The sequence below is a fragment of the Robertmurraya korlensis NBRC 107688 genome (assembly GCF_001591645.1).
In the GTDB taxonomy this organism is placed as follows: domain Bacteria; phylum Bacillota; class Bacilli; order Bacillales; family Cytobacillaceae; genus Robertmurraya_A.
On sequence record NZ_BCVH01000034.1, the window covers coordinates 1 to 26,873 of the forward strand.

General features: G+C 35.1%; 24 protein-coding genes, 1 tRNA gene and 1 riboswitch. Of the genes, 3 read left to right on the forward strand and 22 right to left on the reverse strand.

The window, feature by feature from the left end; all coding sequences use genetic code 11:
- The first annotated feature begins 260 nt into the window (after positions 1–260).
- The gene (locus BKO01S_RS24720) at positions 261–437 is read left to right on the forward strand and encodes a hypothetical protein (protein ID WP_198158874.1); all 177 of its coding nucleotides are present in this window, start codon (positions 261–263) and stop codon (positions 435–437) included.
- 38 nt (positions 438–475) lie between these two features.
- Here BKO01S_RS24720 and BKO01S_RS22575 read toward each other — a convergent pair whose 3' ends face one another.
- The 3 genes from BKO01S_RS22575 to thiC all read right to left on the reverse strand — a co-directional run bounded on the left by BKO01S_RS22575 (position 476) and on the right by thiC (position 4,149).
- Entirely contained in the window at positions 476–1,393 is a 918-nt protein-coding gene (locus tag BKO01S_RS22575; protein WP_066059925.1) for a DMT family transporter, read from the reverse strand.
- Positions 1,394–1,432: 39 nt separating this feature from the next.
- Positions 1,433–2,134, reverse strand: a complete 702-nt coding sequence (locus BKO01S_RS22580; RefSeq protein WP_066059928.1) for an MgtC/SapB family protein — start codon at positions 2,132–2,134, stop codon at positions 1,433–1,435.
- A gap of 230 nt (positions 2,135–2,364) precedes the next feature.
- On the reverse strand, positions 2,365–4,149 hold the full coding sequence (gene thiC, locus BKO01S_RS22585; protein WP_066059930.1) for a phosphomethylpyrimidine synthase ThiC: 1,785 nt from the start codon (positions 4,147–4,149) through the stop codon (positions 2,365–2,367).
- Positions 4,150–4,289: 140 nt separating this feature from the next.
- Positions 4,290–4,404: riboswitch (TPP riboswitch) on the reverse strand.
- A 156-nt stretch (positions 4,405–4,560) separates the two neighbouring features.
- Here thiC and BKO01S_RS22590 point away from each other — a divergent pair.
- Positions 4,561–4,633, forward strand: a tRNA-Ala gene (locus BKO01S_RS22590).
- Between the two features lie 209 nt (positions 4,634–4,842).
- On the opposite strand, the gene BKO01S_RS22595 is transcribed toward BKO01S_RS22590, so the two are convergent.
- The 3 genes from BKO01S_RS22595 to BKO01S_RS22610 form a co-directional block, all read right to left on the reverse strand.
- The gene (locus BKO01S_RS22595; RefSeq protein ID WP_066059932.1) at positions 4,843–6,762 is read right to left on the reverse strand and encodes a hypothetical protein; all 1,920 of its coding nucleotides are present in this window, start codon (positions 6,760–6,762) and stop codon (positions 4,843–4,845) included.
- Between the two features lie 592 nt (positions 6,763–7,354).
- On the reverse strand, positions 7,355–8,554 hold the full coding sequence (locus tag BKO01S_RS22605) for a hypothetical protein (RefSeq protein WP_066059936.1): 1,200 nt from the start codon (positions 8,552–8,554) through the stop codon (positions 7,355–7,357).
- A gap of 82 nt (positions 8,555–8,636) precedes the next feature.
- Positions 8,637–9,170: a metal-dependent hydrolase gene (locus tag BKO01S_RS22610; RefSeq protein WP_066059938.1), complete on the reverse strand. Its 534-nt coding sequence runs from the start codon at positions 9,168–9,170 to the stop codon at positions 8,637–8,639.
- 383 nt (positions 9,171–9,553) lie between these two features.
- Here BKO01S_RS22610 and BKO01S_RS22615 point away from each other — a divergent pair, with 383 nt between their 5' ends.
- On the forward strand, positions 9,554–9,760 hold the full coding sequence (locus BKO01S_RS22615; protein ID WP_157077438.1) for a YolD-like family protein: 207 nt from the start codon (positions 9,554–9,556) through the stop codon (positions 9,758–9,760).
- A gap of 335 nt (positions 9,761–10,095) precedes the next feature.
- Here BKO01S_RS22615 and BKO01S_RS22620 read toward each other — a convergent pair whose 3' ends face one another.
- The 16 genes from BKO01S_RS22620 to BKO01S_RS22695 form a co-directional block, all read right to left on the reverse strand.
- The gene (locus BKO01S_RS22620) at positions 10,096–11,064 is read right to left on the reverse strand and encodes an SIS domain-containing protein (protein ID WP_066059942.1); all 969 of its coding nucleotides are present in this window, start codon (positions 11,062–11,064) and stop codon (positions 10,096–10,098) included.
- A 143-nt stretch (positions 11,065–11,207) separates the two neighbouring features.
- On the reverse strand, positions 11,208–11,873 hold the full coding sequence (locus BKO01S_RS22625; protein ID WP_232311301.1) for an HAD family hydrolase: 666 nt from the start codon (positions 11,871–11,873) through the stop codon (positions 11,208–11,210).
- 381 nt (positions 11,874–12,254) lie between these two features.
- The gene (locus tag BKO01S_RS22630) at positions 12,255–12,551 is read right to left on the reverse strand and encodes an HPr family phosphocarrier protein (RefSeq protein WP_066059945.1); all 297 of its coding nucleotides are present in this window, start codon (positions 12,549–12,551) and stop codon (positions 12,255–12,257) included.
- 38 nt (positions 12,552–12,589) lie between these two features.
- On the reverse strand, positions 12,590–15,373 hold the full coding sequence (locus BKO01S_RS22635) for a sigma-54-dependent transcriptional regulator (protein WP_198158875.1): 2,784 nt from the start codon (positions 15,371–15,373) through the stop codon (positions 12,590–12,592).
- Positions 15,374–15,544: 171 nt separating this feature from the next.
- Positions 15,545–16,552 carry an SIS domain-containing protein gene (locus BKO01S_RS22640; protein WP_066059948.1) on the reverse strand — a complete coding sequence of 336 codons (1,008 nt, stop codon included), beginning with the start codon at positions 16,550–16,552 and terminating at the stop codon, positions 15,545–15,547.
- 47 nt (positions 16,553–16,599) lie between these two features.
- The gene (locus tag BKO01S_RS22645; protein ID WP_066059951.1) at positions 16,600–17,415 is read right to left on the reverse strand and encodes a PTS system mannose/fructose/sorbose family transporter subunit IID; all 816 of its coding nucleotides are present in this window, start codon (positions 17,413–17,415) and stop codon (positions 16,600–16,602) included.
- Positions 17,399–18,151, reverse strand: coding sequence for a PTS mannose/fructose/sorbose/N-acetylgalactosamine transporter subunit IIC (locus BKO01S_RS22650; protein WP_066059952.1), 753 nt, complete (start codon positions 18,149–18,151; stop codon positions 17,399–17,401). Before BKO01S_RS22650 ends, BKO01S_RS22645 begins: the two co-directional genes overlap by 17 nt.
- A gap of 20 nt (positions 18,152–18,171) precedes the next feature.
- Entirely contained in the window at positions 18,172–18,642 is a 471-nt protein-coding gene (locus tag BKO01S_RS22655) for a PTS sugar transporter subunit IIB (protein ID WP_066059954.1), read from the reverse strand.
- Positions 18,639–19,055 carry a PTS sugar transporter subunit IIA gene (locus BKO01S_RS22660; RefSeq protein ID WP_066059956.1) on the reverse strand — a complete coding sequence of 139 codons (417 nt, stop codon included), beginning with the start codon at positions 19,053–19,055 and terminating at the stop codon, positions 18,639–18,641. The genes BKO01S_RS22655 and BKO01S_RS22660 overlap by 4 nt, the downstream gene beginning before the upstream one ends.
- Before the next feature lie 484 nt (positions 19,056–19,539).
- Entirely contained in the window at positions 19,540–19,722 is a 183-nt protein-coding gene (locus tag BKO01S_RS22665; RefSeq protein WP_066059957.1) for an aspartyl-phosphate phosphatase Spo0E family protein, read from the reverse strand.
- Between the two features lie 262 nt (positions 19,723–19,984).
- Complete coding sequence (locus BKO01S_RS22670) at positions 19,985–21,037, reverse strand: SIS domain-containing protein (RefSeq protein ID WP_066059958.1); 1,053 nt, start codon at positions 21,035–21,037, stop codon at positions 19,985–19,987.
- 32 nt (positions 21,038–21,069) lie between these two features.
- Positions 21,070–21,879 carry a PTS system mannose/fructose/sorbose family transporter subunit IID gene (locus BKO01S_RS22675; protein ID WP_066059960.1) on the reverse strand — a complete coding sequence of 270 codons (810 nt, stop codon included), beginning with the start codon at positions 21,877–21,879 and terminating at the stop codon, positions 21,070–21,072.
- Positions 21,872–22,666: a PTS mannose/fructose/sorbose/N-acetylgalactosamine transporter subunit IIC gene (locus BKO01S_RS22680; RefSeq protein WP_066059961.1), complete on the reverse strand. Its 795-nt coding sequence runs from the start codon at positions 22,664–22,666 to the stop codon at positions 21,872–21,874. The genes BKO01S_RS22675 and BKO01S_RS22680 overlap by 8 nt, the downstream gene beginning before the upstream one ends.
- A gap of 24 nt (positions 22,667–22,690) precedes the next feature.
- A complete protein-coding gene (locus BKO01S_RS22685) occupies positions 22,691–23,170 on the reverse strand; it encodes a PTS sugar transporter subunit IIB (protein ID WP_066059962.1) in 480 nt (159 codons plus the stop codon).
- Positions 23,148–23,588, reverse strand: a complete 441-nt coding sequence (locus BKO01S_RS22690; protein WP_066059963.1) for a PTS sugar transporter subunit IIA — start codon at positions 23,586–23,588, stop codon at positions 23,148–23,150. Before BKO01S_RS22690 ends, BKO01S_RS22685 begins: the two co-directional genes overlap by 23 nt.
- Before the next feature lie 102 nt (positions 23,589–23,690).
- Positions 23,691–26,450, reverse strand: a complete 2,760-nt coding sequence (locus BKO01S_RS22695) for a sigma-54-dependent transcriptional regulator (protein WP_232311302.1) — start codon at positions 26,448–26,450, stop codon at positions 23,691–23,693.
- Positions 26,451–26,873 lie beyond the last annotated feature (423 nt).

Here is a 26,873-nt window from a genome sequence, read left to right on the forward strand (position 1 = left end):
GCAAATTGTTGTTATCGCTCAAAAGCGACTTAATTAATATATCACATGTCCGTTTTAAAGTCAACAACTTTTTTTATTTTTTATTTTTCAAGTCGTTGTTCCCTCGTGAGGACAAGAAATAATATATCATGAATAAAAAACAATTTCAATATGTTTTTTATAATTAATTTGTTTATCAAAAATAGAATCCTTAATAGGAGTAATAGATTTGGTTTGCTAGCATATAAATACCTATATAAAATAATAGAAAGGAGTAACATATGCTATTAGAATCTTTCTCCTTATACCTATCACTATTTATGGCTATCTTCTTATTTTATTACGCTTTCTGGGAGGGAATTCGTATCGCAAATAGCGAAGGTAAAGTATATGGCGGTACATTTATCTTCACATTCGTTTCCGCTTTTATTTTTTCTGGTTTTACCTATACATTCTAAAAAAGGAGAACCTTTGACTCAAAGGTTCTCCTTCTGATTTATACAATTTCTTTTAAATCGTCCTTTATTGATTCCTTTTGCTTTCCACTTCTCTCACTGACTAAAAACAATAAGATTCCCACAATAACTATACTTCCCCCTATTAATTGCGTAAATAACACATTCTCTGATAACAAATAATAAGCAAGGATAGTCGCTCCAACTGGTTCAAATAAGATAGCCATAGAAATGATTGAGGTACTAATCCACTTGATCGCCCAGTTGAATAGAGAATGTCCTAACAAGGTAGGGATGAGGGCTAATAAGAAAAAATTCACCCATTCGTTTTTCGGATAAGGAAAAAGAGATTCTCCAACCAAAAGGACATATATGAATAAAACCATTGAGCTTATGCTGTATACAACAAACGTATATGTAATGAGAGAAATTCTTTTTCTAACTGATTGTCCAAACATTAGATAAGCCGTCACTAGGGCACAAGCTACTAATGCAAGGATATCTCCATATAAAGCTGTTCCACTGACTCTAAAGTCTCCCCAGCTAATGATTACACTCCCTATAATTGCTGATAACGCACAAAGAATGGCCTTTAATGAAAACCGTTCTTTAAAAAATAAGAATGTGCCAATGAACGCAAACAACGGTTGAAGAGTTACAAGTACAGTAGAGCTCGCAACAGAAGTGTAGTTAAGTGATTCAAACCACAAAATAAAGTGAAACGCTAAAAACACTCCAGCGAGAATTGCACTAATCCAATCCCTTTTAGAAATAAGAGCCAATTCCTTTACATATTTCACTAAAAACAACGGGAGCATTAATAAAACGGAAAAAAGAAGTCGGTAGAAGGCAATTACCCCTGAAGGAGCATCAGAAAACTTTACGAATATGGCTGAAGCTGATACAGCCATAACACCAATTATTAATGCAACATAAGGATTGATTATTGTACGATTCATTTACTTCTCCTTCTAATTTCCTCTCAGTTATCCTATTATTTACTCAACACTTTCGACTTCTACTTGATTCACACCATGAATTGATTTCAAATCATAATAGATATCGGTAGTGTAAATACCTTTATATGTTGTGACTAAACAACTAATCAAAATATCATCTGTCTCTTCTTTAACCTTTAAGTGTTTTATCCCTAATTTTCTACCTTTAATTTCTTTAATCATTTCTGTTAAGTTGGTCGATTTTTCTAGAAACAACTTAACCTTAATTTCTTTCTCTTTTAACTTTTTCGGCCCTATCTTATCAAATAAGAATGGAATGACTTTAATTCCTAAAATTAAAAATAAAATACCCGCGATTGCCTCTATGTAAAAACCAGCACCAATCGTAATTCCAATCCCAGCAGATGCAAGAACCAATGACGCCGTAGTGAGACCTGAAATGGCTTCATTACCTCTCTTCATTATTACCCCTGCTCCCAAAAAGCCAATTCCACTAATAATATACGATGGAATTCTACCTGGATCCATTGGTCTTGAGTACTCTTTAGAATATAAAAAAGCGGATTCATATGATACCGTCGTTAACAAGCAAGCCATAACAGAAATAATCAGACATGTTTTCAACCCTAATGGCTTCCCTTTTAGTTCTCGTTCCAATCCGATAACAATCCCAGCTACTGCAGCAAAAGATAATTTAAAAAGAACATCATAACGAGTAAATTCTATAAGTAGTTCTTTCATTTATTATCCCCCTTAATTATGTGTATATATTTTTGGTAGAAAAACAGGAAACATGCATATATCATCTATACGTATTCAAACCCCGTCACATTCATGTCAATATATTATATGAAATATATCACACAAAAAACGATTTCCATACAATTTTTATTAGACCAGCCTATTAATAAAGAAAATAATAGAAGGAAGTCAAATGTAACGACTTCCTTCTATAATATAATGAACAAATATTATTGATAGATGCTTCCACCTGTTTGTTTGAACTCGTCAGCCTTTTCCTTCATGCCCTTTACAATTGCTTCATTCGTATCAAGTTTGTTTTCCTTTGCGTAATTACGTATATCATGTGAAATTCTCATGCTACAGAATTTCGGTCCACACATAGAACAAAAATGGGCTGTTTTCGCTCCCTCTGCTGGTAAGGTTTCATCATGATACTCTAAAGCACGTTCTGGATCCAAAGATAAATTAAATTGATCCCTCCAACGGAATTCAAATCTTGCTTTTGAAAGAGCATCGTCCCTCTTTTGTGCCCCTGGATGACCTTTTGCTAAATCAGCCGCATGAGCAGCAATTTTATACGTGATAACCCCTTCTCTTACATCATCTCGATTAGGTAAACCTAAATGTTCCTTAGGAGTAACATAGCAAAGCATAGCAGTACCATACCATCCAATCATCGCAGCCCCTATAGCAGAAGTAATATGGTCATATCCTGGAGCGATATCAGTTGTTAAAGGTCCTAGCGTATAGAAAGGCGCTTCTTTACACAACTCTAATTGTTTATCCATATTCTCTTTTATAAGATGCATTGGTACATGCCCTGGTCCTTCTACCATTACTTGCACATCATGTTCCCATGCAATCTGAGTGAGTTCTCCTAATGTCTCTAGTTCAGCAAACTGTGCCTCATCATTTGCATCAGCAATAGACCCTGGACGTAAACCGTCACCAAGCGAGAACGCTACATCATACGCTTTCATAATTTCACAGATTTCCTCAAAATGTGTGTAAAGGAAGTTTTCCTGGTGATGGTACAAACACCATTGAGCCATGATGGAACCGCCTCTAGAAACAATTCCTGTTAAACGCTTTGCCGTTAAAGGAACGTATCTTAATAAAACACCCGCATGAATCGTAAAGTAATCGACCCCTTGCTCTGCTTGCTCAATCAATGTATCGCGGTATACCTCCCATGTAAGGTCTTCGGCAATTCCGTTTACTTTTTCAAGTGCCTGATAAATGGGGACAGTGCCAACTGGAACGGCAGAATTACGGATAATCCATTCTCTTGTCGTGTGAATATTTTTCCCTGTTGATAAATCCATTATCGTATCTGCACCCCAGCGTGTAGCCCATGTCATTTTTTCAACTTCCTCTTCAATGGAAGAAGATACAGCTGAGTTTCCGATATTGGCATTAATCTTCACATGAAAATTACGTCCGATAATCATAGGCTCCATTTCAGGGTGATTTATATTTGATGGGATAATCGCTCTTCCTTTTGCAACTTCATCACGAACAAATTCCGGTTTCATATTTTCCCTTATAGCGATAAACTCCATTTCAGGAGTAATGATTCCCTTTTTTGCATAGTGAAGCTGAGTGACATTATGCCCTTTCTTTGCTCGAAGTGGTTTTCGTTTTAATCCAGGAAACACCTTATGATTAGCCCTTGGATCATTCTCTTCCTTAAATCCATTATCTTCAGGTTTGATATCTCTTCCTTCATATTCTTCCACATCTTCTCTTTCTCGAATCCAGTTCTGTCTAATATTAGGCAACCCTTTCGTAATATCAACAAAGTGTTGGCTGTCAGTATAAGGACCGCTTGAATCATATACTCGAACAGGTGGATTATCTTCTTCCCCAACTGTACCAGTAGTAGGACTTAGAGCAATTTCTCTCATAGGGACTCGAATATCATTCCTTGAACCTTGCACATACACCTTTTTACTACCTGTAAAGCTCGACATAATGGAGATGCTTGTTTCGTTTAATGAAGTTGACGACATGGTAAATCTCTCCCTTTTCCTGATTTTGAAAGGACGAGATCTAGAGTATAGAACACGGGGAGGGATGTAGAAAAACACAATAAAAGCCGGATCCAAAATTGGAAGGACCCGGCTTAATATGTAGAAGTATAATCTAAACAATAGATTATCGTTAACTTCCCCACGCTGGTATGATCCAGATCAGGTCCAAAGGGTCAAGAAACTTAAGCGTGTCTCTCTCTCAGCCCAAACTATTGGACTCCCCTAGTTATTGCTATTCAGTTCACATTTATTATACATGATTGCCTAAAAAAGAAAAGGGTAAATTTCCCTGGATGTTCAAAAACGGTATAGTAGAAAGAAGAAAAAAAATTAGTTATTGTCAAAATCCAATCATGTAGTATAATATTTTTATATCGTTTTAATGATATCGGGGCATTAGCTCAGCTGGGAGAGCGCTACGCTGGCAGCGTAGAGGTCAGGGGTTCGAGCCCCCTATGCTCCATACACGAAAACCCTTGCGTAGCAAGGGTTTTTATTATTTCTCGGAATATGTAAGTTAAAAAATTCAACTAAGTGTGCACAATGTGTACACCTTTAGTTGACTAAAGTAGTTTACACCCATGATTTTCAATAAAAAAAATCATGGGTGTAAACTTTTATTTATTTGAAATATCAGTAATAATACTAGATAAACCTCCAAATTTATCCTCGTTATCTTTCATTATATGCTATTAAAGCAGCATGCGCTTTACCACAAGTTATCCAAAGTTCTGGAGTTAATTTACACAATAAACTTAGACGTGAATAAAAAATCTTTCCATCATCATCTTCAAGATTACTAAACGCAAGTTCAGTTAACCAATTTCCTACAAAGTCAACCCAATTGCTTAGTTCCGAATGACTCCCACCTGCTATTAGGCAAATTCTTATTTGCTCATCAATAGTAAATAAATAATTTTTCTTATACTTCCTAACTAAGACTTTTAAATCTTCAGCAAGAGAGGTACTTCTTGAAACAGCTGCAACCATTGCTAAACCATTCAATATTACAAGAAGTTGTGATTTATCCTCTATTTGTTTTAATTGATAACTACTTAACTTTAGTGAATTTATTGCTAATTCCGCTTGATCCTTAGCAATATTAAACACTAATACCGAATTAATAAGAGTAATAAAAGACTCTGGCGTTAACTCATTTGTATTAAGTTGTTTTTCAATTGATTTAGATAAAACATCAGGTAGATTTTTCATATCATCTATTTTCCCCTCTAATGGACCAGGGTAAAATGAGGAAAAACTAATATTAGAATAAATACTTTCTTTGGTCTCACTTAGTATTAACTCATACAACTTGTCAGTTATATTACTTTGATATTTATAAGCTGTAATAATAATACGACCAAGAAAATCCGCACCTATTTGTGAAGATTCTGCAAGTTCAGGGTACCAACGTGGTTCTTTATACATATCTACAAGAGATTGCAGATAGAAATGTTCACCACGAATATTAAGTGACCACTCACAAAACTGATCAATATTAATACTTGAAGTGATAATAACTCTATATACCAATGCTGCATGTGTCAAAGATGCCAGTCTTCGGTAAAATGGTGGTTCTAAAATAAACAATTTATTTCTTGATAATTCTCCATCAATAAGAACAAATAGTGAATATATAAGTTTAAATCCAACAACACTTTTTTCTGAATCATCTGAACGCACTTGCTCTAAAAGTCGGATTAAAATAGGTTCAATATAGTTTTTTGATTTTACAATTCGTAACCCGATTTCTATGGCCCCCAATTGAGAGAAGCTATCACCATATTTATCTATATATTCAAAAGCATTGACGAGTTCTTCATCACTTAATTGATCAATTATTATTTCTTCTGTTAAGGAAGAATGCGATGACAAAAGAAGGCTATGTAAAAAACCTTCATAAGGACTCCAATTTATCAGTTGTTCAAAAAATTTTTTACCTTGCGTAGAAGCATATTCATAAATCGTAGCACTACCGTCATAAGCACCAATAAGTCTATCATAGTATTTACGAGATTTAGGAACAAAAGAAGAGATACTAATATGTCTATTTTTTTGAAAAACATGACGAACTAATTGCGCTTGTTTGGCGGGTGTATTGTCTATATCATTGTGAAATAAATTGACTTCGTCATCACTTAAAGGTCGTTTTCTAAGAATTTCATTCCATTTATATTCATCATTAATAGGTAAATTCGCTTCTTTTGCTAGCTTTTGAAAGTAGCTCAATCGTATTTTACTATCTGGGGAGAGTATAGTTAGATTAGAAATATTGATAACTTGATCATCCTTTGTTAGAAGTAGGTTAGGTAAACTTCCTTCTTCACATGTATTCCTTAATCCCCATATATCTCCTTTATTATCAGCTACTTGTTCTGTTATAGATTTTGATAGTAAACTTCTTACCCTGTAATAAAATTTAGATCGCTGAAATGAAACATTTATCTCATCATATGATATCTCAGCATCAGTTATAAAATCGTACTCGTCTTGAAATTTAGTATCTTGAATTAAAGTCTCCCTTAGTAAGGGAGGTAACAAATTTAGAGCGGCCATTGAAATTGTTGTTTTAATTTTCTTAGTATTACTCATCAACTCCCTCCTCAAGTAAAACTTTAGAAGTTATCTCTTTAATCTGATTCTTATAACAGTTTATAATCCAACTAAATATTTCGGGACACTCTTCCTTAATGGGAATCAAAACCTGCTTCTCGACCCATTTCCAATATTCCTCTTTAACTTCACTTGAAGAATCAAAAGGTACTAGTAAAGACAGTACATTTGACCCTTGGAGAGACATTAATATATTCTGACTATACTCCCTACTATAGAAATTTATCCACCCGCGAATATCTAATTGTTTTAATATCCAATTTGAACGAGCTATAGTAATCTCTAAATCAGTGGTACTAGTCCATTGTTCCTTCAGAACCTGAGAAAACGTATTTAACATTCCATTTAGCCATGCTGCCTCTTGTGGAATTTGTAGCCAACTTCTCATTCGGACAAGTAGAATATTTTCTCGGATAGCTTTTAATTCAGCATTTTCAAATAATTTACCATCCTTTATTTTTGCTACTTTTAAATAAATGTTTAATTCCTCGTTACTAATTGTACTCCCCCTAAGAATTAATTACTCTCTTTCCACTGTGGCAACAACGAGTATCTATACTTACTTACTTATTTATTTATTTCTTTTCTCTCTACCCTTCTTCATATCTAAACATACGTCAAAAAATAGTCTTTCAAGGTGGATTTTTTCTTCAACATCAGTAACCAATTCATTCATTCTATTAAATGCTTTAATAATATGTAAGCTATTATTAATGACTTTTTCTTCTTGTAATCTCCTAAATGTTTGTTTTGTTTCCTGAGAGTACTTTTTTCGTGAGTTAATAATTTTCTTGAACATATCATATATTCTGTCCTCAGATAAAAATGGACTACTTGCAATATCTAAGACTAAGTTCACTATTTTGTTTTTAAAAGTATCTAAGTTATTTAATTGTCTTAGTCTTTCTTTTACACCCCTCACATTACTGTCATGCCTTATTGTAAAGATTGGCTCTTCCCCTTCGGGTATCGCACCAAACTCATTACCTTCCTCATCCTCTAAACGAAAGCGGTATTCCAAAGAAAAGGTCTTTTCTTTCACTTCGTTATTGGTTAAAACAATACCAATGTATAAATTCCCAACCCCAACAATTTTAGTTGGACTTGTTGTGTCAAACATTACAACAATCTCTGAATCACTGATGTATGCCTTCTCTACTTGGTACCATTGATAGGTTGATTGGACATGTTTATGCAAAGCTAATAATGTCAAATAGAGGGCAAGGTGATTGTCATAGTTATTATATCTAACTGATGTAACTCCTCTAATTAACCATTGATTGTTTTCGAGTATGAGACGGTATTGAAATTCTTTATTAGGCTCTAACACGCATAACTTTCTAATAGTTTCGACTAACAATTCTTCTAAATTATTTTCTATACAATAAGACGAGAATTTACCCATCTGAAAAGCCATCTCTAAAAACTCGTATGTGAAACGATAGATTCCTTGAGCATTTAAGGAGTCTAAGGTAAAACTAATAGCTAGTTGTTTATGTGTAGACAACTCTTCTATATAAATGTTATAAAGTTTTTCAACAATATCTAGCTTTTGATTATCAATTTCGTTAAACTGCTTAATTAACTCTTTACTTCCATAGATTGAAAGAAAGGTATCAGGATTGCCGTATTCATTAAGAGGAAACTCTTGTAAAATCTCATCGTCCAATTCTCGTTCTTGTTTAATTAACCGTTTAAGGGTATTTATTTTTGCCGGTGAATTACTGATTAATTTTCCGTTAATAAAAGTTTCATGCATATGTTTTCCCATAGTCTCACCTCCAAAATTAAATAGACATTATCCCCACCCTATTCACTCCTGCTGATTTGATTTGATAGAATACTATCTTTAATTAACTAATAAAAAATCTTAATATATTTATAATTAATTCCGATATGGATTCTACAAATGGGGTAAGTAACTTTTCCTTAGTAATGAGGAAAATGGAAGTCAAAACCGAAATATAATAAATTACTTTTTCGACTTTACCTGAAGTAGTATATGTTACAGGGGATTTTCTTCGAATATTGTCAATTGGATAAAATAATGGCACTCCAGATACAGAAAAATAATCACCGATAATATGAAAGATATAACCAAGACAAATACCTAAAGTAAAGGGATTCGGAATTATCAAGAGTAAAATAATTAATGTTACTAACCACATACTAAGCGAGTGTGTTATGCCTCTGTGGCCGAACTTACGATTTATAATGACTGAAATCCCAAATGAACGTCTGCCAATAAACGACCTAGGTTCATCAATATCAGGTAATAAACTTCCCAATGATACACCAGCTAGATAGCTTAATGTGAATGGATAAGATACCGTGGAAACAAGCGCTGCACTTAATGCAATAGAAGTAGCCAAATGTGTTTTATACATCAAAACTGAACACCACAATTCTTTTTTAATAATGCATGTCTATTTAATCATTGATATGCAAAATTATTAGTGTTCATTACTCAATACTAAGAGACGTCAAAACTTCAGTTAGTTCAAACTTTCCTTAAGACTTGCTTACTTTATTTTCTAAAAAAGATCCTCTTTGAGAGGCTCTTCTTTTTACTTCCCTTATTAAATAAAAGCCCCCTTTTCTTTAAGTGTATTTATTCACAAACTTGGTCGTTTCAGTTTCATTTATTACAGGAATGCTGCCCCGTTTGTTGAATAAGGCCGATTAGTGTTAATATAAGTTTCACGTAGCTTTATAACGGAACAAAAAAACGCCTCACCCCAATGATACCAACGGGAAGAGACGTTTTTTGGTGTACATATCCACTAGTGTTAATTGCGAAATTATGGAGTACAATCTCTTAGCAACAGTGACGTATTTTAAAAAGGCACGATATGAAATAACAAAAGGGACGATCCACTACTTAAATGATAAAAGTCATTACATACGGGTAGTTGATAATTTTGATCATTGGAAACAAATTGAACTAAAACACATCATTGATATACAAATTGATTAATGATGTGCATCTAGACAAAAGCATACTCCTCTTAGCATTAAGAGTTAAATAAATCTCTATACGTTTTACTCCATAATTATTATGCTCGTTCAGACAATGAAAAAGATGTACATCATAGTGGCGTAAATCTTTTATTTATAAGACTCTTAATAACATCACCTACTACCATTACTTACATACCTATTTGACTCTAAACAATTAATAACATCCCTCTTTCAGAGGGATGTCTTTTTATTTCCAACATGGGCTACCAACAAGAATAGTAAGAATTCCACTGCTGGCTCTAATAGAATAAAAACTATTAGCTGGTTTCATTTCATATTAATCTAGCTAAATTAGTATTCTAATTTCCACATATATCTTCTTTTTGTAAGTGGGTGATTTCTAACGTTTGATAATTGCTCTGCATATACACGTAATACTCCAGAGATTAACATCGGGTTAAAGTAATCAACAATTTCTTTAGCAATCACTGAACCTAAGCCAAAATCTTTTGCATCCACAACGGTTGTTTTAGCATCAAATCGATTTAGAAATTCAAGTGCTCGAGAATCCATATCTCTTGTTCGGCCATCGTTCATTAATAATAGGAATGGAACATCTTTGTCTACGATTTCGAATGGCCCGTGGAAGAATTCTCCATCGTGGAAAGTTCCCGAGTTGATCCACTGCATTTCCATTAGTAAGCAGATAGAGAAGGAGTACGCTACTTCATGAGTTGCGCCGCTGCTCATTACATAGATCACGGGATCATCTTTGTAAGAATCTGCAAATGCCTTTGCTTGTGGAAGTACTGAGGATACAGACTTTTGGATTAAGTCATAGATTTTAGAGAACCCATCTTGCATTTTATTGTAATGCTCATATCCTTCAAATTGATTTAGGATTTCAACGGCAAGACCTAATACCTTTGTCATCTTTTCCATTTTTTCTGCATAATTAGCTGCCCAGCCATGGTAGATTACATAGTCCGCATCTTTTGTAATCGCAGAACCTTCTTCATAGGTAACAGCAATCACATGTGCACCTAATTCTTTTGCTTTAGTAGTTGCAGAAACAGTTTCTGGAGTACTTCCTCCTAAAGAACATGTGATAACAATACTAGTGTCATCCACGGATACTGGAGTGGCAAAATTGAATTCATTTGCTGTGAATAAGCTGACACGTAGTTGTTTCGCATTACCCTCAAGGAAATATTTTGCAGGATATAATTCTGCTTTTGAGGCACCACAGCCTACAAAGAATACACTCTTAATATCTGGTTGTTTTTCCTTAATTTGTGAGATGATATAATTTAATTCCATCTTTTTCTCCTTCAACAATCTATTTTTGCTGTTACTATAAAAAGAGGGTAAAATCTGCCTATCTTTAGGAGTCACATAAGAGGTACCGGTTTTTATTATTAAGTGTTTAATGATCTGGATCTGAGTTCCACAAAGGGGACGTTCTAACACACAGAAGTTATTCTGTTTAAAACATCCTTTAGAGAATGATTGGCCATAGATTCAATCCGCAAATCGTAGTTATCAAAGATTATTCCTTCAGTTATAGGGTTCGGTACAATCACACATGCTATTCCTGCATCATTTGCTGCTTTCGCTCCATTGTTGGAGTCCTCAAAAGCTACAACTTCATTGGAACGGACATTTAAAGCATCCGTACATTGTATGTAAAGTTCAGGATCGGGCTTAATCATTTTGACATCATCACTGGACTTGATGACATCAAAGTAATGGAGTATATCAAGCTTTTTCAAAAACTCATGAATCCATTCTTTCCTCGAACTGGAGGCGAGACCAATCCTGAGGTCTAGCTCTTTTGCTTGTTTTAAATAATCACGTACTCCATCTCTGGCGTCAATATTGATTATTTTATTACGATGACATTCCCTGACACGTCGTCTTACCTCTTCAACACTAACCTTTTTACCCAATTTTTCTTCAATGTATTGATCGATAATTGTTCCGTGTGTTCCTACGCAAGGAGTAAAAATCTCTAAAGGAAACTCAACATCATACGCACCCAAAATCTCTTTAAAACTTTCAAACCAAACCGTTTCGGTATCAATGATAAGCCCGTCAAAATCAAAGACAACTGCCTTTATCAAAATCATTCCTCCTTTTTCTAAAAAAGTACCTAGAATAAAATCCTCTGTCGTTTTGGCAATCCACCGGACTATTCTTAGTTTCTTTCACTGCTTTTAATTATTTATCATAGATTATGAACTCGTATAACATTTTATAACGTTATATAACATTATATTAATAATCACTTTGGAATTTGTCAATTGTATTTTGAAAATTTGTAATAATAAATTTTGTTAACACTTAAAGCTTTGTATCAATAATTTGTCCATAATCGAGTTTAAAAAAAGTTTGGACAATAACAGCACGCCAAATGATCTCGTGCTGTTTTTTTCATCCAAAGTTCACCAAATTCATTATAGGCGGTTCCATTCGCTAAAAAAGTTTTTTTGACCCTGTTGAAAAAAATCTTAGCAGGTCATTTTTTCACCTGACTGATATTCAACTCCTATTCCTTCTATATCTATGACTGTTGTTATAGATTCTAAGACATCCATTTCATCTTCCCCAGCAGCAGTAATTTTTACTGTCTCTCCTGGTTTTATCCCTAATGTCATAATCCCTATAATCGATTTTAAGCTCACCTGTTTTTGCTTATACACTAGAAAGGTTTCAGAACTAAATTGATTAGCAGTCTTTACTAAAGAGCCCGCCGGTCTAGCATGAAGACCTAATTTATCTGTAATGGTAAATGTTTTTTCAATCATATCGAAATCCTCCATGTTCGTTTTCACTATTAGTCTTTTTAAATAAAGTCGACATATCTTATTTTCATAATATCGTAAATATAACCGATTTCTGTAACTGGTATTTCAATTCCATAAATACTTTCAATAGGGTTGAATATACGTTTTAGTTTATAAATAAAATCCTGATGCTTCTCTTGAAAACCATCTAGGTCCAGATAGTCCTCAATCGGACTTTTCTTAACTAATCGTTCAATCAAGCAGCTTAAATGGATATATAAACTAATTCTCGTAGGATTAGAAAACTTCAAATGAAACTCTTCTTCCATCACACCAATCGCTTCACTTAAATGCTCAATGATCATATCCGGATTTAAAATGGTCAAGTAATTGATCAAATCCTGCAAAGAGAATAATTTCACGATATTTTGTGTAACATCTTCGATTCCTTTTGACGGTAGTACTTCACTTAATATACTGTTAAACTTTTCAATGTCTTTTCCAGAAATAATATCCTCTATAGCAACAAAAATTTTATCGGATACATAAGGATTTGCTGTTCCGACTATACCCAATACGCTGTATTCTGTAAAAACCGGGTCATTTATACCATTAGTTTTCAAACTTAAAAAATCATATGGAAGGACATGGACAGAATCATTTTCTTTACAGCTATTGATTCCTTTTTCTAATAGTTTCTTAATTTTAACTGCTGTCCCAATCCCCGTAATGCACGTAGTAATGATGGCATTTTTTTTGTTTCTTTTCAAAGGTTGAATCAATTTATAAGTGGGTTTGTAGGTATGGGTAATACCATATAAGATTTCTTCGACCGTCAATCCTTTTATTATTTTTTCACCGACATCAATGGCGATTTGCGTTGTAATATTATTTAGAATTCCAATAGTACCTTTACCGACATAACTTAATTTATTTTGAATCTCTACTAAGGACCCCATATCTACTAAAATGATAACGCCTTTTCTTGTATTAATAGAATTAAGATAATCACTAAGATTAGCTGCAACTTCTGAAGTTGTTACCTCAAAAGGCATATCAAATGCTTCAAAAATATGTTCACGTAATAATCGATTGGATAGATTAGCAATACTACTGGCAGTAGATAATCCATGGGCTATGATGACTGCTTTAATACGATTTGAATCTAAACTACTATTTAATCCCTTTATATAAAGCGCTAAAATACCGATATCCATAATTCCCAACGATAGATCAAAGGTATTTTCCACTTCAGACACAATGGATTCCGCTAAATCTACTTCCCACTGAAAATACTGCCGTAAAATATCATCAAATTTCTCAACAGATGCAGGGATATCTCGATAATTGTAACTCCCGGAATGGATAATGAAATGGGTTAAAGCAATTACCGTATTACTTGAAAATCTTATACGGTTATTAATCCCCGTTATCTCAACAATCCTTTCTAAAAAATGTTTAACTGATACAAATTCTAAGTTTTCTTTAGACCATTGCATTTTAAAGGTTAATTTATCTAAGTATTGGTTGATTTGTAGGGTTGCCTTTTTAATAAATTCATCGAAGTTAAATTTTTCTACATTACACTCATCAGTTATATCTAGCAGTTTTTCATAAAGTTCAATTATATGGTTCGTTTTCTCCACTTTATAATTCGTTTCAATATCCTTGTGAGGATCAACTACAATCGTCCGCTGATAAAAGGGATGAAAGTTATCTTTACCACCTTTATGTTTTATTAGGAAATGATTGACTACTTCTTCCGGTAAATATCTGAGGCTAATATCAAGTTTTTGTGAGTATCCCTTTTGGATGGATTCAATATATGCTTTTGCGCAAGAATACGTAATGATATTCTTTAGTTCTCCCACATTTCCTCGCACATTCGAATTCATTAATGCTTCTAATACTCCTGTCTTTAATTCGAGTGTTGCATTAATGTTCTTACATTCTTCCCTATAAAAATTGCAAATCAAGCTATATTTTTCATTTTCTGTTCTTTCTCTTAAAGAGGGGATAGAAACAATTACAGGTATTCTCCTTAAAAATGTTTGTAGAAAAGTTTCCTCAGGATTTTCCGTGGTAGCAAAGATCATTCTTACGGTAGCCATTTTCCAATTCTCACTATCGCCTAAAGGATGAAACACCCCTTTGTCCATAAAAAGAAACAGTTTTTCTTGCCCTTCAGAATTTAGACGGTGTACCTCATCTAGAAAAAGGATCCCTCCATCAGCCTCTTGAATAACCCCTTTCGTATCCTTATGTGCGCCGGTAAAAGCACCTTTTACGGCTCCAAATAAATTAGCGGTCAATAACTCAGGGTTATTGGCAAACTCAGCACAGTTTAAAGTGATAAAAGGGGCATTTTCATTAATTATTCCATTCTCCATAATGTACTGGTGTATAAGCTGGGCCATAAAGCTCTTCCCAACACCCGTCTCACCTACAATCATAAGGGGAAGACCTTTAGGAGGATAACTAATAGCCAATTTACATTGTTCTATCTGCTTTCTTAAACTACTAGTATGTCCTATTAAGCTCGTAAATGGATCTTTGGTATAATGATTTAATTCTGGGTTAACGTGGTCCATCATTTCCTCAAAAGTATTAAACACTAGTTTATCAACTGCTTTATTGTATTGTTCTTCTATACTTTCCTTTGAAAAAAAATATACGGGTCTGCTATTTACTTTGATTAATACTCCTGAGCGGTTTAATTCATTTAAATATCTACTCGCAGCACTTCTTCCTAGATTCAATTTCTCACTAAGTTCTCGAGCTTCAATGCCGTCTTCGAGTCTATAAATACCAAATGACTTTGTTTCCGAAATTTCTTGAATCAAATGAATGATGTGGTTTGTAAACAGCTTAATCAGCCCCATCCAATTCGCTAAATTGCAAAATAATAATTTTAGCTGTATACAAATGAAGAGTGAAATAATGGGGTAAACAAGAAGCAAAAAAGCCCTCACTTGTTTACCCGGTTAGTTAAAATGACCGAAACGGATCGTAGATTAGTAACTTACTACTCGATAGTATTTTCGCGTATTGTAAGAAAGTCCTGTTTTTTCCGCCATATTGATTCTTAGACGGTCTCCCAAAAGAATAGAAATCACAGCAGGAGCAAAGTACTTCCTGAAATCTGGGCTGATTCCTTCAAGAGGGAAATCTTTTGTATCAATAATTAAGGAATTCCCTGAGTATTTCTCTAAGAACTTTTCAACACGTTTATCAATGCCTCTGGACTCATCTTCTCCCTTAATTAATACAACAGGTGTATGTTCATCTACTATCTCAAAACACCCATGGAAAAATTCTGCTGAATGCATAGCTTGTGTTTTAATTCTAAACAGTTCTTCCGCAACACAAGCAGAGTAGCGTGAAATTTCACCAATATTGGCTCCGCTGCCAATCCACAATTGAAAAGGATCTTGATAGTGTTGTTCAGCATATATCTTAGCAACCGAGTCAAATTGTTTGGCTGTCTCCAAAAGAGCCTTTGGCAGCTTTTTAAGTTCATTGGAAAACCTAGGGTAATCCTCAAAATGTCCTAAATTGTATAGAAGTCTGAAGGCTAGAAAGTAAACTTGAATATATCTGAAAGCTGAAATATCTTCATCAATAAAGATCTTGTGCGAAACAATATTGTAAATAGTCGAATCTTTGACACCCACAAACCCTACAGTAGTGATGCCCCGTTCCTGGCAATATCTTGCAGCCTGAACCGCTTCTTCAGCATCTCCTGTCTTAGATACCAATATTACTAAAGAATCTTTAGTTAATTGTTTGTATTGAGCAACCGCAAATTCTGCTGAAGTATCTGTATAAACCGGGATATTTGATAGCTTCTTAAAATAATCTGCAAATGAACGAAGCATCTCTATCGATCCGCCTGAACCAACAAAGAAAATATTTTGAAAACCTCTTTCAGAAATACTGTCAGCAATTTTTTCAATATACTCCCTTAACTGGTAGTTCATTTCTCCACGTTCCAAATAAAATTTCTCATTTATTGTTGTCATTTCAATTTCCCCTTCCACTATTAAGTTTGTTTATTTATCTTTTACTCTTACATAAACCCGATGGCTTTGGCTGCAATTCCAAAAAGCAGTGTACCTACAATTAAATAAGTTACTTTTACATTTTTTCTTAATAGGAAATAAATTAAGACAGTAAAGAGTAACGGCAAGAGTGATGGAAAGATTTGATTTAATACCTCTTGAACTTTTACCACACCTTCACCTTGACCAATTTCTAGTGGAGTGGTGAATTTAACCATGCTTGCCGTCATCGCCCCAATTGACATTAATCCAACGACAGAGGCACCAAATGTAACCTTCTGCATAATTCCACTTTCCAACGCTTTATTTAATAACTTTGTTCCTAATTTATAACCCTGGAAAAGCCCAAAATATCTGCATATATAATGGGGGATATTAAAAACTAACGCATACAGAAGTATTCCCAACGGATTCCCTTTAATCGTAAGGGATGCACCTATCCCTGCAGCAATTAACCGAATAGTCCCCCAAAACAATGAATCTCCAATAGCGGCAACTGGCCCCATTAAGCCGACTTTTACTGCTGTGATTGATTTTGTATCAAAGTCTGTATTCTTGGCATTCTCTTCTTCCATTGCCACAGTTATACCAATTATGAAGGTTGATAACCATGGAGCTGTATTGAAAAATTCCAAGTGCCGTTTAAGCGCAGCCGATTGCTCCTCTTTCGTTTTATAAAGTTTTTTAATTATTGGCATCATGGTGAATGCATAACCTAAACCCTGCATCCTCTCGAAGTTAAATGAACCTAGTAAGCGAAGGGATCTCCAAAAAACCTTCATTAAATCCTTACGAGTGATATTCTCATTAGAATGATTGTCCATTTGAAACCTCCTTCTCCTGCTTAATTTGATTCATAATAATCACTAGTAGGACACCAAGAACGGTTACACCCGTAATCGTTAATCCAAAATAGGTTGATAGAATAAAGCCTCCAATAAAGTAAGGAATAAGGCTCTTTTTTAGAATCATTTGCATGATCATGGCAAACCCAATAGCTGTTAGCAGTCCTCCTCCAGCAGTTAAACCGGCAGTTAACCAACTTGGAATAACATTAGTAACGGTTTCGCTTATTGACACTCCAAAGTAGGCTACAATGAAATTGGGGATGAATGCAGAAAGAAACAAGACTACGTAGCCACCACGATGCAGCCACTCAATACCTGTCATATTTCCTTCTTCAGCATATTTATCTGCTTTGTTGATCCAAATGGAGTTAATGACTTTTGCTAGATTCTTCAATTGAACGGTAAATAAAGAGATGGGAACCGCCAAAGTAGCAGCTACCTCTGGACCTTTGCCTAAGACGATGGCAAAAACAGTTCCGGCAACAGCACCTGTTATTACATCAGCTGGAATAGTAGCCCCTACCCCCACGATTCCAATAAAGATAATTTCTAATGTGCCTCCCACGATGACTCCAGTTGTAAAGTCTCCCAAAACTAAGCCAACGAGCGGCGCTACAACAATTGGTCTCCCCAACATGTTGTCACCAAAAATGCGGGAATCCATCCACGCCCATCCAGCAATTAACCCTATTAACAATGCTTGTACTAACATTCTCCCCCCCCTGCCTTTACCTATTTAATATCCTCTAATAGTTTCTTCTTCTCCGATGGAACTTGACGAATTTCCACCTCAATCCCCATAGCTTCTATTTCAATAAAATTAGCTATATCTGTTTCATCTACGGCAACGGCTGGAGTTTTCATCTTCTTTCCGTTTGACATTCTTATTCCTCCAACATTGACTGTTTTCAACCCGGTTACCCCTTTTGCTAACCGCAGTGCATCCGTTGAATTATCAACTAAAACGAAGATTTTTGAATTTGCCGAGCCAGAGCCATTTAGAAACTCAATCGAATCACTAACACTTTTCGTCACTAACTTTACGCCTGACGGAGTAGCTAAACTTAGTGTCATTTTTTTAAACTCATCATGGACAACAGTGTCACTTGATACCAAAATCACGTTGGCATCCAAAGCTCCTGTCCAAGCATATGCAACTTGTCCGTGTACAAGCCTGTCATCAATTCGAAGAAGTTTAATCATTTCCTATTTTCCTTTCCGTACAAGATTTTGTTAACATAAATGAAACTTTCCTTCCCCCTAGTAATACATAGATCGATAACCTCAGTACAACTAAGTGACGGTGGTGCATTTATTACTTCTAACACCATTGGAAGATTTACTCCTGTAAGAATATGAACATCATCATGTCTAGTAATTAACTCTGTGCAGATATTTGTTATACTCCCTCCAAATACATCCGTTAGGATGCAAAATTGATCTCCATCTTCCCCAGATTCAAGAAAATTGTTGAGTTTTTCTTTTACTTCGTCGATAGTAGTTTCTGGATTAACACCGATGTATTCTAGGTTTTTATCCGTTCCCATAATCATATGAACGGTATTTACAATTTCTTTAGCTAAATTTCCATGAGATGCAATAAGAAACCTATTCATTCATGACACCTCCTTTCCTTATTCTTACTAATAACAATTGCAAGAACTGTGCCAATATAGTGTGAATATTTTACATAAAGCAGTCCAAATGTTCATTTTGATTGAATTTTTAGACTTTTTAAAATTATTTATTTTTGTGAAAAGATCCAGCAAAAAGGATGTGTGTCACAGTAAAATGTGTAAATTACTACTACTGCGAAAAATTCAACTGTTTTTCGAGAGGGTAAATACTTGACTACCATCCTATAACTTTCAGTATTTATTGTTTAATCTTGGTTGTTCCGTCTGAAACTATATCTCTAGTAGCACAAACCAAGCCTCGCGAATTAACCTAGTATGGTCCCGGCACTTATTGAATTAGTTACTTTTTAATAACATGTGAAACCTAAATCGAAGAGACTGTTGGAATTTAATTGGAGTCAAGCCTACTTGGGCGGGGGGTCAGTTGGTGATGAATTCCTATCAAAAGTTTCATGTAATTGCCCTAAACTGGCCGTACACATACATGACGCTGCTGGTAAGTAAGAATGAGCTTATCTAATTCCTGGCTTAACCGCACCGTATCCATGTTTTTAATGCCTTTTTTTCGAGAGCTTTCAATCATAGCAGTCCTAAGTTCTTCAATAGATTCCATCAACTTCTCGTCTTTGTTTAGTGTTTGTATCATCTACTTTATCCCCCTAACTAGACTATGACCAATCAGAAAGTCCTTGGCACTAGTGACAATAGAAAGTGTCACATTACTATTATTTGTTAAAACGTACATTTTCCTTCACCTCTAAATAGAAAACAAGATTTTACGATAAGAGCTCTAAATATTTGTTGATTTTATATGGAGTTCAGATGTGTTTTTTCATTAAAAAGGTATCCGGCACCAATTGGGAGCCAGATACCTTTTTTACTTTTGTGACAAATCTTAAATCTAGAGACTAACTTAATTTCTTGCTACCTAGTTTCTGGTGGAATTTTGGATCTTTTGGAATGCTTGGGTCTACTCCTCTTAATAGAGGAATTTCCGCACAGATTAATTGTACTGGAATGATGTATTCATAAGTTTTGTAATATGGATGGTTAATGAACTCTGCTTTCATATTTTGCGAATTTTCGTCCACATTGCTACCAATTACATAGATATGCTCGGTCCATCCGGATAGCACCTCAACCATTTTCTCTACACGTTTTTCTACACCTGTATCTAAAATGATAATCGTTGAATCTTCATTTACCGCATTGTATATACCATGGATAAATTCCTCAAACTCATAGCCAGTAACAGGAATTCGCATAGTTTCAAGTAATTTCAGTGCGCTTTCTAACGTATCACCGTAAATTTCACTAGTACCGATTACACGAATATCTTTCGCTTGAGCAAGCTTTTCTTTATTTGTCTCAATCCATTGAAGGGATGTATCATAGGTTTTTAAGAATTGATCTGCTGTTTTTTCTAGTTCTGAAATTTCCTTGTTATAGCCCTCTTTTGATATCTTACCAGTTTCTCTCGCCAATTGAAGTGCCAGTAGGGTTAGATTTAACTTTGTACAGTAAAAACCTTTCGTTTTTGCACCGGCTAATTCTTCACCGCATTGAACCGTAAGAATGAAATCTGCTACCTCGTCAATTAGAGCATTCTCTTGGCCAGCCATAGAAGCAGTTAAACAACCAGCTTCTTTTGCTATTTTCATAGCATTATAGGTAGAGTAACTGCTTCCGCCTTGTGATATTCCAACTACCAACGTTTTAGAAGAGTTGCCTAGAAAAGTATCCGCGTTAATTGCAAATGGATAGTAGGCATCTACACGAACTCCTGCAAAATGCTGCATTAATTTTTGAGTTTGCAGTCCAGAATGAAAGCTAGTTCCTGATCCTGTCACAACGATACGGTCAATTTCTTTTGTTCTCACTTCTGCGAATAACTGATCTGCATTTTGAATAATTTCTTTCATTTTAACTGGTGTTTCCTGCATATAATTCTGAATTCTCATTGTTTAACAACCTCTCTTTTTTTATAATTTTTTTATAATAATCCTATCCAGTGAAGGAGGATTCCTACAACGATGATGCCAAGTGTTAGTTTGGTAATGCTTACTTTTCTTTTCATTAATCCATAAACTACAAATGTAGCAATTAAAGGAAGCATATTTGGTAATATTTGATCCAATATATCTTGAAGGACTACTTTTGCTCCTTTAATGTCAAACTCGAGTGGAGTTGTCAGCTTCAACATAGTCGCAACCATACCACCAACTACTACCAACCCAATAGTAGTTGTAATGGACATTATCTTCTCCATCAGACCTTCTTTTTGTATTCGTTCAAGTGAATTAACCCCAACTTGATAGCCTAATCTCAACCCCGCTATTCTTATAAAAAGGTGAGGAATATTAAATAGAATTAGAAACAAAAGTGGTCCGAAAATATTGCCTTCTGTTGCAAGTGAAATACCAACTCCAGCTGCAATGATTCGAAAGGTTCCCCAGAAAAGTGAGTCACCAATACCGGCCAGAGGTCCCATAAGAGAAGCTTTAACCGCATTGATTGAATTTGAATCGAAGCTGGGATCGTTTGCATTTTGTTCTTCCATTGCAGCAGATATTCCCATAATCGTCGTTGATATTGCAGGGGTTGTATTAAAAATTTCCAAATGTCTATTTAATGCTTTTACCTGGTCATCATGCTTGTCATACAATTTCTTGATAACAGGAATCATGGCATAGGCATATCCTAAATTCTGCATACGTTCGTAGTTGAAAGCTCCTTGAAGGGCAAATGATCTCCAAAATACTTGACGTAGTTCTTTTTTTGTTATTTTTTTTGGACTACTCAAAATCAATCTCTCCCTGCGTTAAGTTATTGTAGTTCACATTTTGACCATTACCTTGGTTATTATTATTATTGATTACAATATTTACAATAATGGCAATACAAGCCCCGAATAACGCAATAGCTGTGATATTTAAACCTAGGAAAGAGGCCGCTAGGAAACCTAGGAAGAAGTATACGCCCATCTTTTTTGAGAACAACATATCAAGTAATAGAGCAAAACCAACTGCAGGTAATAGATTACCGGCAACTTTTAATCCTCCGAGAATCGTTTCGGGTACAGCTTCAATAAGGTTTTTAACTTGATCTGCACCTAAGATAATTGCAAAGAAAGTAGGAATAAATACGCTTAAGAAGAACAAAACTGGAGGAATCCACATCATCAGTGTTACCCCTCGAAAGTCTGCCTTTACAGCATACTTGTCAGCCTTATGCATAAAGTAAGTGTTTATGATTCTAACCAATACTCCCAGTGACTGTGCCAATACAGCAATTGGAACGGCAAGAACTAAGGCAACCTCAGGACCTTGGTTAGTTAAAATGGCAAATGCAGTTCCAAGTACCCCACCAGTTACAACATCAGGTGGAGTTGCTGCTCCAATCCCAGCAATACCCATCCAAATTAATTCAAGTTGTGCGCCAATAATGACTCCCTGTTGTACATCTCCTAGCACCAATCCTACTAATAAACCAATAACTAGAGGACGTTCTAACATCAAAACTCCAAAAATCCGGCTGTCCAATATGCCTATACCGGCAATAATTCCTAACATTATCGCTTGTGCTACCATTCTAACCCCTCTTTTATATTTATTTTATTTGTGCAAATCTTTCAGTCCTTTTTTCTTGTCCCGAGGCAACATTCTAAATTCAAGTTCAACACCTAGTTTTTCCATCTCATTAAAATTCTTAAGATCTTGATCATCAACAGCTACCAGATCTGTTAACTTTCTCTTCCCTTCTGAATAACGCAATCCGCCGACATTTACCTCTTTAATTACCCCACCTGAATTTTTTACTAAAGATAAGGCATCTTCTGAATTCTTTACTAGGACTAAGACTTTACTTTTTTGTGAACCTGCAAATTTTTCTACAATTTCACCAGATTCTTTTACACCTCGAATATATAGATTTACGTTGTTTGGCTTTGCTAGATTTAGAGCCATCGCTTTCATCTGATCTTTTTGAGCTTCGTCGTTCACGACCAAAATAGCATTAACCCCTAGTGCAGCGGTCCAGCCATATGCCACCTGTCCATGTATTAAGCGGTCATCAATCCGTAATAATGAGATCATCTTCCATACTTCCCTTCTGTGATTCTAATAATTTATTTACATGAATAATTCCATCTTTAGCCGCCTGAACACCTTCTTCAATCACAGCTTCAATGGTTTGTTGCTCACTTGCTAAAATCATTGTTAGGATCATTGGTAAATTTAAGCCTGAAATAATATCAAAGTCTTTTAGTTCTATTAATAATTCTGTACAAATATTTGTTACGCTGCCCCCAAAGACATCGGTCAGAACTACAAAATGTTCCCCCTCTCCCTTAGATAATAAAATCTCTCTCAATTCCTCCTTTGCTAAATCACCCGATTTTAGTTTCGTCATACAAAAGTATGAAACTTTAGATGAGTGGCCTGCAATCAAATTCAATGTTTCTATGAATGCTTTGGCTAACTCCCCGTGTGTAGCAATCAAAAAATGTTTCATCCCATATCCTCCTTTTTAATTTTCATTATTTTATCATGCAAAAAGCGTGCCAACTTGTGGGCACGCTTTTAAAAAAATTGAAATTTTTTAGTGAAACTCCTATTATCGCAACGCTTTTGTGTCAATAATATTAATAATATAACCAACTTCCGCAAGTGGTATCTGCACACTATAATTTTCTTCGAGCACACTAAAAGCATTTTTTATCATCTCAATTTCTTTTGTGTGATGTCGCTCAAATTCCTCGATATCCGGGTACTGTGTAATCGGCGTCTGCCGTATTAAACGCTCTATCATACAGCTTACATGCACAAATAAGGCGATTTTCTTATCGTTAGCGAGCTTTTGTCTCATTTGATTTTCCAGCTGTATGATTCCCTTTTCCACTTTGCGAATTATCTTTTCTGTGTCTAAAATGGTTAAGGAATCAATAACTCTACTAAGTGAGAAGTTCATGATAATATTGTCGTTCACGTTACGAATGGTTTCGGTATCGGTAATTTTTCCGAAAATTCGAAAAACATCCGTTTCACCTTTACCAGAAATAATATCTTCTAACGAGATAAAATTTATTCCCTCCACCTCTGGATTCGCAGTTCCGACAATTGCCAATACATCATAGAGCATAAGTGGTGCCTCGTTCATTCCATTCTTTCTCAATCTCTCAAAGTCATGGGCAACAACTTTGATATCCAATAAATCTCCAATACTTTCTGTAAGTAATTCTTGTATTTGCGTAGCTGTACCGATCCCTGTAAAGCAAGAGGTGACAATGGCATATTTTTTATTTTTTGTCGGATAGTACAGGCTAATGTTTTGCTGAACGAATTGTTGCAAAGGCTTAACCATATCTTCGACTGTTTTTCCTTGTACCAGATAAGTCCCGACTTCTAATGCAAAGGAAGTTGAGACCTGATCAATAAAAAGCATCGGCCCATCAATGGAATCCTTGATCTGGTCATGGATTAAACTTAGTGAACCCATATCAACAAGAACTACCAAACCGCTGGTAGTGTCATTGTCTTCCATGTATTGAAGCATTTTATTCGTTATATCGATAACCGTTGACTCGACCGGCATATCAATGGAATCAAATACATTGACACCCAGAAGCCGGTTACATACATTCGCGATACTGCTGGCTGTCGCATATCCATGGGCAATGATCATGGCTTTGACACGACTATCAATTTGGATGATTTTTGCTTTGCACAAAAATAAGACCATGATAATAATATCTTCAATATAAAGATGCAGGTCCATTCGACTTTCAAGAAAAGACATCAATTTTGTTAAAATCGAGTACTCTGTCTTGTAATGGTCCTTTAGATATTGGAGCATTTTGTTGGATAAAAGATCTTCATGCTTCGTCAAACTAAATGGATTGGATTTGAAATACAAATATGATGATAGGGTGTAAACACTATTCCCATCATATTTCACGTTATAATTCACTTCTAAATATCTAAAGATATCCTGTATCATTGAAACAGTAAATTCCATCATGAGATTATTAAACTCATTTGGTCTTTCAAAAATGAGTTTGTCCATCATGACGGTTATTTCTTCCGTACATTTCTCCATAAAAACTTTATCAGACCATTGGCCTTTCTCCAGTTTCAGATAATAATTGAGGCAGTTCTGATATGTTTGCTCAATCAGGTTAATCTTCATCTCAATTACGTTGCTAAGGAACTTTTTACTCTCTGGATAGAACACTACGCTTCCTTCCTTTGAAGCATAATGGCCAAATAAGTGTGGTGAACTTTGATATATTTTCTTTGGCAGGTCCTGCAAGGTGACATGGATTTTATCCATGAACTTTGTTTTTTTCGTAAAAGCAAACCCGCAGGTATACTTAATGATATTTTTACATTCTCCGATATTTCCAACAAAGTGGTACTTATCGAGGACATCAAGGGTTTTATTTGTTACTTCGACCGGAAAACCAAGGAGTTTACTTTCTTCCATAAAGAAGTGATGGATAAACTTGCGTTTTTCATCTTGCCCCCTGTCTTCGAGGCTAGGTACATTAACAGTAATGGGAATTCTACGCAGGAATGTATCTAAAAAGACCGATAGACTTTCCGTTGTCGCAAACACCAAACGGACCTTTGATTTTCTAACTATATCTGTTTCGCCCATTCGGGTGAAGGTCCCTTGGTCCATGAAGGTGAATAGTTTTTCTTGACCTTCTTTATTCAGACGATGAACTTCATCTAAAAATAAAATTCCATGATTTGCTTGCTCAATTAATCCTACATGGTCCTTAATAGCTCCTGTAAAAGATCCTTTTGAGTGTCCAAATAAATAGCTTGATAATAATTCAGGATTATTGGCATATTGGGCACAATTAAATACATAGAAAGGAGCATTTTCCGCAATGATCTTTTTTGCCCTCGTGTAATCATAAATAAGCTTGGAAAAAAATGTTTTCCCAACACCGGTTGGACCGAGAAGCATCATGGGAAGTCCATTACCCGGATAGAATATGGCTGTTTTAATTTGTTCGACCGCTTCTTTTAGACTATTCTCGTATCCAATTAAACACTTAAAAATGTCTTCCGATTGATCAGTTTTCATTTCGATCTTTAGTGAGTCAAAACTATCGTAGCTGTTATTTTTGAGAACGCCATAGTCTTTTTCTAATGTTTCTTTGTGAAGGAAACAGACGGGCCGTGTACTAACTTTCAAAAGTATGCCTTTTTTGACTAGCTCATTTAACACTCTGCTTGTCCGTGACCGATCCATCCCAAAAGAACTAGCGATGGATTCTGTTTGATAGTGTTCTAGTTTGGACCCGCTATTAAAAGAAAAGCGGGAGGTTACGTCTATCATATATTCTACAATCTCTTGATTCACTTCTTCTCCTCCTCACAGTGTAGTATATTGTAATAGTTTGGATTTTTTAATATTATTTTTTTCATTATACAGAATATTTGACATTTTTTGAGGTTATTTTTTAGAGAATATTTTTGAGTGTGGAAGTTAAGGAAGAGTAATAGAATAATCAATTAAGGGAGAAATAATAACGTCACCTGGTTCAAGCATATAAGAATGTTTACTAAGCATTATTAGTGTTAATAGAAGTTTTGCGTAGTACTTAAACTAAATAAAAAACGCCTCAACCCAATGTGAACTGCACCCCAATTGTTAGACATTACTAACAATTGGAGGTGCAGTTTTTCTATGGCTAAATTTACTGCAGAAGATAAATTACAAGCAGTTAAACGTTACTTAAGTGGAAGGGAGAGTTCACATAAAATAGCGAAATCATTAAGGGAA

Bases quoted from the DNA above. Each gene is read 5' to 3' on its own strand.
- BKO01S_RS22630 (WP_066059945.1), bottom strand. From the start codon at position 12,551: ATGATTGAAAAAACATTTACCATTACAGATAAATTAGGTCTTCATGCT.
- BKO01S_RS22580 (WP_066059928.1), bottom strand. From the start codon at position 2,134: ATGAAAGAACTACTTATAGAATTTACTCGTTATGATGTTCTTTTTAAA.
- BKO01S_RS22665 (WP_066059957.1), bottom strand. From the start codon at position 19,722: ATGATACAAACACTAAACAAAGACGAGAAGTTGATGGAATCTATTGAA.
- BKO01S_RS22625 (WP_232311301.1), bottom strand. From the start codon at position 11,873: ATGATTTTGATAAAGGCAGTTGTCTTTGATTTTGACGGGCTTATCATT.
- BKO01S_RS22650 (WP_066059952.1), bottom strand. From the start codon at position 18,151: ATGTTAGTACAAGCATTGTTAATAGGGTTAATTGCTGGATGGGCGTGG.
- BKO01S_RS22680 (WP_066059961.1), bottom strand. From the start codon at position 22,666: ATGGTAGCACAAGCGATAATGTTAGGAATTATTGCCGGTATAGGCATA.
- BKO01S_RS22670 (WP_066059958.1), bottom strand. From the start codon at position 21,037: ATGAGAATTCAGAATTATATGCAGGAAACACCAGTTAAAATGAAAGAA.
- BKO01S_RS22610 (WP_066059938.1), bottom strand. From the start codon at position 9,170: ATGTATAAAACACATTTGGCTACTTCTATTGCATTAAGTGCAGCGCTT.
- BKO01S_RS24720 (WP_198158874.1), top strand. From the start codon at position 261: ATGCTATTAGAATCTTTCTCCTTATACCTATCACTATTTATGGCTATC.
- BKO01S_RS22645 (WP_066059951.1), bottom strand. From the start codon at position 17,415: ATGGACAATCATTCTAATGAGAATATCACTCGTAAGGATTTAATGAAG.
- BKO01S_RS22660 (WP_066059956.1), bottom strand. From the start codon at position 19,055: ATGAATAGGTTTCTTATTGCATCTCATGGAAATTTAGCTAAAGAAATT.
- thiC (WP_066059930.1), bottom strand. From the start codon at position 4,149: ATGTCGTCAACTTCATTAAACGAAACAAGCATCTCCATTATGTCGAGC.
- BKO01S_RS22575 (WP_066059925.1), bottom strand. From the start codon at position 1,393: ATGAATCGTACAATAATCAATCCTTATGTTGCATTAATAATTGGTGTT.
- BKO01S_RS22605 (WP_066059936.1), bottom strand. From the start codon at position 8,554: ATGGGAAAACATATGCATGAAACTTTTATTAACGGAAAATTAATCAGT.
- BKO01S_RS22685 (WP_066059962.1), bottom strand. From the start codon at position 23,170: ATGATCTCATTATTACGGATTGATGACCGCTTAATACATGGACAGGTG.
- BKO01S_RS22655 (WP_066059954.1), bottom strand. From the start codon at position 18,642: ATGATTAAACTTCTTCGAATTGATGACAGGCTTGTACACGGACAAGTT.
- BKO01S_RS22595 (WP_066059932.1), bottom strand. From the start codon at position 6,762: ATGAGTAATACTAAGAAAATTAAAACAACAATTTCAATGGCCGCTCTA.
- BKO01S_RS22640 (WP_066059948.1), bottom strand. From the start codon at position 16,552: ATGACAACAATAAATGAGAAATTTTATTTGGAACGTGGAGAAATGAAC.
- BKO01S_RS22620 (WP_066059942.1), bottom strand. From the start codon at position 11,064: ATGGAATTAAATTATATCATCTCACAAATTAAGGAAAAACAACCAGAT.
- BKO01S_RS22690 (WP_066059963.1), bottom strand. From the start codon at position 23,588: ATGAAACATTTTTTGATTGCTACACACGGGGAGTTAGCCAAAGCATTC.